At 40.3% G+C, this 7,665-nt stretch carries 3 protein-coding genes and 1 rRNA gene; all 4 read right to left on the reverse strand.

Annotated features, from left to right (window positions below; genetic code table 11):
• Positions 1–22: 22 nt before the first annotated feature.
• Positions 23–2,500, reverse strand: a complete 2,478-nt coding sequence (locus tag BUA60_RS19690; protein WP_143153242.1) for a TonB-dependent receptor plug domain-containing protein — start codon at positions 2,498–2,500, stop codon at positions 23–25.
• A 201-nt stretch (positions 2,501–2,701) separates the two neighbouring features.
• On the reverse strand, positions 2,702–4,660 hold the full coding sequence (locus tag BUA60_RS19695; protein WP_072864755.1) for an auracyanin family protein: 1,959 nt from the start codon (positions 4,658–4,660) through the stop codon (positions 2,702–2,704).
• 16 nt (positions 4,661–4,676) lie between these two features.
• Positions 4,677–6,569 carry a 3-keto-disaccharide hydrolase gene (locus tag BUA60_RS19700; protein ID WP_072864757.1) on the reverse strand — a complete coding sequence of 631 codons (1,893 nt, stop codon included), beginning with the start codon at positions 6,567–6,569 and terminating at the stop codon, positions 4,677–4,679.
• A gap of 784 nt (positions 6,570–7,353) precedes the next feature.
• A 5S ribosomal RNA gene (gene rrf, locus BUA60_RS19705) occupies positions 7,354–7,465 on the reverse strand.
• Positions 7,466–7,665 lie beyond the last annotated feature (200 nt).

The following is a 7,665-nucleotide window of genomic DNA, read 5'->3' on the forward strand; positions in this document are numbered from 1 at the left end:
TAAAAAGCTCCCTTGGCAACAATCAGTCTACCTCAAAAACAGCTTCGGAAACCAGTGGTAAACCATCGTTCGTAATTCCTTGTAATACCACTCTATAGAAGGAAGATTTTGTTCCCGCAGGAAAAATAACTTTGCTCCTTCCACTATTATCCAATTTTACCATGGGCTCCCAATGGAGGGTGGAACTAAATTTTTTCCTATTAGCTCCCAGATCTTCATTTCCATAGGCTGGTTCGTAAAACTTTCTGGACTGATAAAATCCTTGGTAACTAAACACATTACCCGCAACTTTAATTTTCTGATCTTTAAGTTCCTTACCTGTTAAGGTGTACACTGCAATAACCCCGTTTCCTCCTTCGGAACCAAAAATAGAAGCTCTAGACCCCTTTAAAACATCTATAAAATCGACCTCCCAAACGGGAACGTTTTCAATTGCTTCTTGATTGACGGGTACTCCATTTAAAAGAAAAAGGGGGGTAGTTCCTCGTTCCGAATTTATTGAATTAACACCTCTAATTGTCACAAATCCCCCATATACATCAACCCCAGGGACACGTGCACGTAAAGCCGCCAAAATATTTGGGTAGGGCTGATTTCTTATTTCAGAAAAATCCACTGTATTGGAAACGCTACTGTAAATAGAACTAGTACTTCTTTTTGTATCCATCTCCTTTTTCTTGGACCTACCTTCCGTTAAGATCAGCACTTCATCCAACTGGATCAATTTCATCATTTCGTTTTCAAAATTGGTATCGTAGCCTTCCCTTTCGTTAGGATTTTCCAAAAATTGTTCAAAGCTGGTAATTTCCGGAAGACTGTATTCCTTTCGTATGGAATTTATTGGTGCAGGTTTTATAGAATCCAAATGAATTGCGAATTCCTTCATTGGGCGCTCATAATCCACCATTTCAAAAGCCAATTTATTATCTTCCATAATATCCAGCCCCAAAAACTTAAAACGGCCATCTTCGTTTGATTTTACGCTTAGGCGACCCATCAAATTACTATCTTGAAAAGTCAATTTCACAGTAGCTACATCTGGCTTATCGGGATTATGAAATTTACGCACCTCCCCTTCTACAGAGATTCCCATTTCCTTGACAAACTCAAAGGCATCACCCGTGGTATTTGGCATATCGTTTACAATAAATTGTCGCCAACCCTGGGTCATCATCAACAAGTCCAAAAACTGTCTTCTTTTAGGATTTTCCGAATAAAAATAATACCCTGGATTTTCTATTCTCCCTTTTACTTCTGAATTTAATAACAAATAGGTTCGTATGTCAGCCTGATGCTCCCTGGGTGATGAAGCCGCTAAATCCGTAACGGAAATAGACATATTTGCTCCTAATTTAGATATTCCCTCTACTTGGGAATCCAGTTCTACATTTAATTGTATTGTGCCATTTTTGGCATTGATTTGGGATGAAGGAATAATTTTAATTTCGGGAGACGCACTACCATCATTGTAAAACACCAATCGCTCACATACAGCCGTACTCTTTTCATCCACTAGTGTAAATTGGGCAATTCCGGTCACAAGGAGCTTTTTATCGACTTTAAAAACTGCCAGAGATTTGTCCTGGTTAATTGTTGCATTATATATAGTTCCCGTGCGTTGGCTACCCAGTAAACCAAATCCCTTAAGTCCTTTGGCTCTTGAGGTTTGAATATTTATCTGATAATAATCCCTTAATTCCTGAACCCGCATCACAATTCCGTCGCTGACCCCTTGTGGCAGATTATAGGCATATTTTTTGCCATTATGAACAATATTGGCCGTGTATTTTTTTCCCTCTAAAGGCTTAATATCGAAGAGTCCCATCCCTAAATGGACAGATGCAAATTCCGTGATTTGCATTCCGGTTTCATCTAAAATTACACCTTCAACATCCATGGATCGGCCATCTACCCCCAATATCTTGAATCCGACGCGGTTAAAATAATCATTGACCAAGTGACCGCCCTCAGGAAAAAACTGCAAATCTGGCATTTGTTCTTCCAATACCACATCAGATTTGTCCTGACCCTTCCCAACCAAAGCTGCCCCTACTTCTTTGGTTATAAATTTCAAAGGACTAATGTATATCTGCTGCCTAAAGAAATAGGCCTCATCAAAATTGCGCATATAGTTTGTATAGGCACGTACCGTATACCCTCCTCCATATAAATCTGAAGGTAAAGCGAAATCCCCATTTCCTATACCATCTTCTATCCTAATAATTTTGAAGTCTATAATATTGTCGTCAGGGCCCACAATATCCACATACACCACATTCCTTATAGCATCCCATTGGTGGGATGCTGCGTTTAAAAGATATACTTTAAACCAAATATCTTCCCCAGCATTGTAATATGATTTATCCAGATGCAGGAATACCTTTTCCCGATATTTAGTAGAATCGTTGGCCAGAAAATATTTTGAATTGCCCTGTCCTTGGGCATAAGTACAATTGGTAATTACTATCCAAAGAATTAATACTATTGATGTTATTTTCAAAATGCTCAATACTTAGTTAGACTGTAGAATTAAATCTACAATATTTTTCTTTAAGAAAAAGCATAATTTAACAGTGGTAAAGGGAAATATTCCCCAACTATTTAGACATTAAAAAATAATAGTAAACTTCATCAAAAGGGACCAATTGGTCCCTTTTGAAAATTAACTTACCCAATAAATAGTAAAAAATCCATTTGAGTATTATTGGACAATAAGCTTGGCCCTCATTACCGATGAATGACCTGGAAAAGTACATACTATCCAATATTCACCTGGTTCCTCCGGCATTTTTACATAAATTTTTTCAGCAGTTTCCGGTTGCATTATAGCCGTGTGATAAAGTACTAAATCCGTATCGGGCACATAGTTATAATCCGGACCGTCCAGTCCAAGCATCAAAGCCATTTGACCTACCTTATCAACAGACTCCTTGCCCTTTTTTGTAATGACCAGATTGTGCATCATATCGTCGTTATTATTAAAAGTGAGCTCTATCTTTGCTCCCCTTTGAACCTTAACTTCCTCTACATCAAACTTCAATCCCGGGTTGGTTCCTATCATTAATTGCTGATCGGAATTATTATTCCAATCCGCTGGCATTTTTGTTATTCTTTTTGGTTGAACAATAGTTTTCCCAGATTTTGCCATCCCTGTCATTTGGGGCGACTTCAATTCTCCACCGGGTACCTCGTTCAAAGTGTAATAGCCTGTATCGTGCAAAAGTTTCTTACCCTTAACAGAGCTAAGGTTAGGCACTTTTATTTCGTGGATAAAGCCCAAGCGCATTCCGTGCAAAGTTAATTTCACCGATAATCCATCCGGAGAGACCTCGGCTTTGTGTACCATCACCGGTTGTTCTTCCGTTATAGGGCTTCCGTAGTCATTGTGATATTTATAGGTGAAGCTTTTCATTTGATAGCTGGCAACATCATTGGCCAACTTTTTATTGACAGGTTCAGTGAATTCCAATAGAAATCCATCAGCCAACGCTTTCATCGTTTTAATTTCAAAGGGCACTTTCCCCGTCCATTCCAACCTTTGCAGACCATATGGGGCCTTTCCTGTGGAGGCCCATCCCCTGCTTGTCATACCAACAAACATACTGGAATCGCTACCCCAGATCATACGAAGTATTCCTGAGGAAAAACCCTCCCGAAATAAAAAGGAAGCTCCCTGGTACACCCCATTGACCTTTTCCATATATACCCGCATAATCTTACTATGTCCCTGGTCGCCAATAAACATCTGGCCTTCAAAGGGCCCGAATTTTCCATTTGTAGTATCATAAAGGATATCCGAAGTAGAAATTCCCTGAATGGTGTGCGGAAACCAGATAGCTGGAGCTTTAAGGGCTGGTACCTTTTTAGCGTATTCATAAAGACTTAAACCCGATTGCTTTTCAATTTCCTCCTGTTTCAACTTTAAGGGCGATTGAGGGTCGTCTGTCCACCGTAACCCTTCCGGATTACCAGCAAAATCACCTACTTCCAAATGTGTCATCCTTCCGGAACCTACCCAATCCCCTTGATTTTCGGTATAAAAATAGTCACCTTCAGAATTCATATTGAAACCCGCAGGAGACCTTAGGCCCGTTGCAATAGGGGTCATTTCCCCTTCTGGGGTAATTTTTAACATCCATCCCCGCCATTTTACCAAACTAGCCCCGTGGCCGATCCAGGATAAATTTAAGGTGACCAACATATCCCCATTGGGCAAAATTAGCGGTCCATAGGAATAATCATGGTAATTCCCGGACAAGGGCCAGGAATATATGGTCTTATAGCTATCTGCCTTTCCATCGCCGTTCCTATCGTCCAATCTTGTGAGTTCCCCTCTTTGGGAAAGATAAAAACCGTTATCCTTATAGGCCAGACCCAAGGTCTCATGCATCCCATGTGCATATCTCTTATACACTGGATTTAGGCTATATGGGTTTTCTATTAACCATACTTCACCTCTTCTGGTAGACACCCCCAATTTATCGTCATCCGTAAACGCCAATCCTCCTACTTCCAATACAACATCCTTTGGAATGGGCACATCCACTATTTTATAATATTCCGCTTCCTTTTTGGCCATTTCCGAACTCTCCTGTCCAAAAATACCTTGTACCGTTCCTACTAGGAATACAAAGAAAACTGCCTGTCTTAAAATCTGCATAATTGGTTGTTTTGGGTTACCAAATAATATTGTATGAAATGTTCCCACTACCTGCGGGTATTTTTAGAAGTAATTCATCCTTTCCATTGGATTGACGGATTATAGGAGTCAAGTCGCTATTTCCCGAGAAATCGATAAAATAACTTTCATCATTGACAATGTAGGTGCCGTCCTCCAATTGTTTAATGGATTCCCCTTCGGCAATTTTATGCCAAATGTCTTTATTGCCCTTAATCCCAATGGTACGTTCAAGTCCACGTCCATTCTCAGAGGATTTAAACGAATTGCTAATAGACGTCCCTTCTTCCTGGTGAATAAAAACAGGTCGTCCATTGTCCCTCATTTCATAACCCAATGGTTTAAACTTTATGTTGGATGGAATGCTATCTGGCCAAACCATGTCTTTATTCTCCAATGTCATAAAATCTGGATCCCCATGAAAGGATACTGAAAATCCCTTTGGTTCCGCCAATTGATTTGTACCCCTAAGATGCCACATCTGGGTAACATCCAGGAAATCGCCCTCCCAAACCTGTAATATGGTTCCTCTACTTAAATCGTATGAATAATTAATACGGTCCGGACTCCCTACCGCAATGCAATGCGTCCTTTTTTCTTCACCATGCATCATATATCCACGCTGGGTAATGGTCTCATCATTCACGGTAATGAGTATATCATTGTCCGAGACCTTATTAGCCGAACTTAAAGAGTTCTTTGCATGTAAGGGTATTTTTTGCATTTCTGGACCTTCTACCGTTATACTGAAACCTGTATACCAAGGATAATTCTTATTATAAATGAAGGTAAAGGGTATTTTCCCCTTTTCCAACATAATTTCACCAATCCCAGGAGTATCCAAACCGAACTTTCCTTTTAGATCAACAACAGTATCATTTCCGATCAATAATAAGGCACCGCCGTGATTTAACCCTACATTAAAGAGATAGTTACCAGAGTTTGGAACATCCATTTGCCCCTTATAACTTAGAATTCTTGTAACCCTATTTCCTGTAACCATATTGGCAGAAATACTGTCTACATTACTCTCTCCAATAACCTTAAGCGTATCCAAACCGACAATTGTATCAGAATTACTTTCGTATTCCGTCATATACATATCGGACAAGGTCAGCTTTTTATCTTCATACTTCTTATAAATGATGTTTCTTAGGGCAACCGGGCCGTGATCTCCTTGAATCATCAATGGACCTCTTGCCTTTTCATCTTCAAAAGCGGCCGAACGTGTTGGAGCTGTGACCTCTACATTTTCTTGGATTAATACTCCGTTAAGCCATACTTCCTGAAAAATGGCGTTCTTAATTTTCTCGCCTTCTTTATTAAACCTAGGTGCATGGAACAGAATTTTAAAATGTTGCCAAAGTCCTGGAGATTTTGAAGCGTTTGTACTTGGGGGGTTACCCTGATAACCACCTACTTCCTTATAATTTGAACTTTGATAAATGCCACCTATATCCGCATAAGAAGGCTCCTTTTCTCCCCAACTATCCAATAATTGCACTTCATATCTACCTTGAAAATAAATACCGGAATTTGACTTGAGTGGCATCATAACATCCAATTCAATCTCGAGATCTCCATGGTCAAAATTCGTGAAGATGTGACCATTTATAGAATCTTCCTCCGGAATATTAGCCAAAATTCCTTTTCCCGGAGAAGATGTCAAAACCTTGTCCTTTGATCTATCCACATACACATCACCCACAATTTTCCAGTTAGGAGTTTCTACATTGAACATAGAAAGATCATCCAACGGCAATTCTGAGAATGGCAAATAATCCTTTACTCTAGGGGATTCTTCGGTGGTCGTTGCAGTTTCTTTCGATGGACGATCGCCGCATGAAATAAAAATCAGCAATAATCCACTTAAAAACAATGGAATTTTCATAAAATTGAAGCTTAGGTTACTTGGAACAGTAGTTCCAAACCCTAAAGATATAAATATAAGTTATAAAACTCCAATATTTACCAGGTCCATTATCAATTCTCTTTGGCTTTATCTCCCTAATGAGGGCCATTTCCACTACGAAAAGGTTTTCGTAACTTAATGAAGTCATTTACAAAAGTATTGAAAATAGAAGTTCATAACGGTAAATAATATAACTCATATATATCCACACACTATATAGCCGATATTTGAAAATGTACCAATGGATCAATTTGTAAATGGGACAATTTGATGGTTTGGAAATGTAGCAATTGAAAAATTAATCCATGTAGCCATGCATCAATTGGATGATTTGGAAATTGAACGATCCCAACATGGGTCCCATTGGAAATGTATCAATTGACCAATGTACCGATTGCTTAATGTATCAATTAGTGACTGCCCGATACTGTAGGTGAAGCAGGAACGGCTGCTGGAACCGATCACGCAGAAGGCGTGCCCTTTTGTTGGATACGGCACAAAAAAAAGTCCCCTCATCTGATGATGAAGGGACTTCAAAAAAAGGCGGCGGCCTATTCAATGACAGCCCGATACTGCAAGCGCAGCGAAGCAGTATCGGATGCTGGAACTAATCACGCAATAGGCGTGCATTCAATGACTGCCCATGGGCACTAACGAAGTGCAGTGGACATGGAAGCAGGAATTAATCACGCCAGCGGCGTGGCCGCAATAGATCTTATACAAAAAAAAAGCACCTACCATATACATGGTAAGTGCTTTCAAAAAAAGGCGGCGGCCTACTCTCCCACTTGGTGTAGCAGTACCATCGGCGCAGACGGGCTTAACTTCCCTGTTCGGAATGGTAAGGGGTGGGCCCCGTCGCCATGGCCACCTAAAATCGTCGATGTTTTTCCACGGCCCAAGGGCCATGGTCTGCCCGAACTGCATTGCAGGGCGGGCCACCTAAAAACTTCTATACTTTAATGTCCGGTACCCCACAGCGGATGCTGAGCGTAGCCGAAGCATGACATAATAATGGGACAGGGCGGCCGTATCGGTCGCACTTTGGTAAGGTAATCTACAAGAAACGTGTCGT

Origin of the sequence: Arenibacter palladensis (assembly GCF_900129275.1) — a bacterium.
Lineage (GTDB): Bacteria > Bacteroidota > Bacteroidia > Flavobacteriales > Flavobacteriaceae > Arenibacter > Arenibacter palladensis.